Raw genomic sequence first — 1,869 nt, 5'->3', positions numbered from 1 at the left:
ATATAAGTCTATATTAAATACAAGGGGTTAATTATTATGTGCAGTATAAGATACTTGACGCTCAAGCCATTTCCTTGCTAAGGATAGTTTTTCGAATAACTCAGCATCAGATACAGGAAGTCGGCTAAGGTATGCTTGCTTAAATGAATCAGTTGCCTGCTTATAATCACCGTAGGCCATCGCAAGATCGCCTAACAACTTAAGTCCCCTCACTGACATAGTGGTAATGTCAGCACGCTGTAAATAAACATATGCAGAATTAGACAAACTGATCTTACATAACTTAACAGCATAATCTTCAACTATTTTAGGAGGTATTTTATCATAAAAAACATCTATTATTTTCGACGTTGCACTGAAATCTCTCTCAATGTACAGGTAATACTTAAAAAACTCCACAATACAATCATCAGGTATGTTCTCAATATCGTCAAATAAATATCCAAAATCTTCCACACGAGATATTTTCTCTCGAGAACCACGTATACCCATGAAATAGCAAGCGGCAAACTTAGTAATACCCTCCCGCCCCTGCAACATACGATCATTGCCGATATAATTATAGATCGCACTCCATTTATTTAACTTAAAAAGAGCATTTAAATATAAATATTTAGCAATGATATTTTCTTTTCCACTTGCACTTATAGTTCTATACTCATTGATTAAATCATCAGAGCGTCCAGACAATTCATATAATTTAAGGCGAATCACACTAAGAGTAAATATAACGCAATTATCTACATCATCAAGATCATTTATTTCCAAAGCATCCTTATAGATACTTTCAGACAGAGAATCAATATCAATTTCATTTTTTATTTCATGAATGCTATTACGACTAAACAAGCTCTTGTAGATACAAGAATCATAGCTGTCTATTAAATTTATCGAATCATTCATTTGAACTTCATATAGAATACTTCTAACTATATGGTAACGAGTGGAAAGAGAATCATGAGCAATATTACTTAGTGAACCAGGAGTATCTAAGTATGTGGATGCCTTATTAACATCACCACACATTATTAGTGCATCAATATAAAAACTTAAATTTATCAAAGATTCTTCATTATATGATGAAAATATATCTTCATTTATATCAGTTAAATACCTTACTGCTGATGAATGATATCCATACTTGTACAGTCTTTTAGCCCATTGAAGAGTACGCTCATGTCCTTTACTTATTCCAGCATCAAACAACAGATGTTCATCAATATTCTGAAGATCAAGTGACTCAATAGTTTTAACTACACGCTCACAACACCGCCCATCACGATGTGGAAAGAATGCCGCTACCTTTTCAACATACGGAGATTGTATTTCACACCCTATATCAATTGAATTGATAATAAAATCTATAATGTCATCTTTTTTCTCTGATACTGGACCAAACCCATTTTCACGATAGCTAAAATAGCCTTTATTGTAATGACCAACTCTGAAGAATTTATCCTCATCAAACTGATAATAACATACCGGTTTATTTATATAAGCCATCTCAAACGCAACTGATGAGTAATCAGTTACCATAATGGCAGCCTTCAAAAACAAATCCTGAATGCTCCCACTAGCGTGACTTAATACATCAACATGTTCAGGAAGTTTATATTCATTCAAATATGGTTGGATATTGGCATGAGGGAAAAAGACTATCTTATAACCATTTTTACTAGCATATTGTGCTAACCGTGGGTCATTAAGAAATTCAAACCACGCTACAGCATATTCGCTCTTATTAAAATCGGTCAATAATTCACGTTCTGTACCATTAATAACTTTACCCAGTAAAGCTGGACGCCAGGTAGGCATGACCAAGATCATTTTCTCAGTTTCAATACTAGACTTAAGGAAGGTGCGAATAAG

General features: G+C 33.8%; 1 protein-coding gene. It reads right to left on the bottom strand.

Annotation, left to right across the window (positions count from 1 at the left end):
* Nucleotides 1–27: 27 nt before the first annotated feature.
* Nucleotides 28–1,869: CDP-glycerol glycerophosphotransferase family protein (locus LZ634_RS22080; RefSeq protein WP_234508877.1), on the bottom strand; the 1,842-nt coding region annotated here is incomplete at its 5' end.

The organism is Kluyvera intermedia (assembly GCF_021440345.1).
In the GTDB taxonomy this organism is placed as follows: Bacteria; Pseudomonadota; Gammaproteobacteria; order Enterobacterales; family Enterobacteriaceae; genus Kluyvera; species Kluyvera intermedia_A.
Note: the sequence above shows the minus strand (reverse complement) of the source record. Positions and strands in the feature narration are given on the sequence as shown.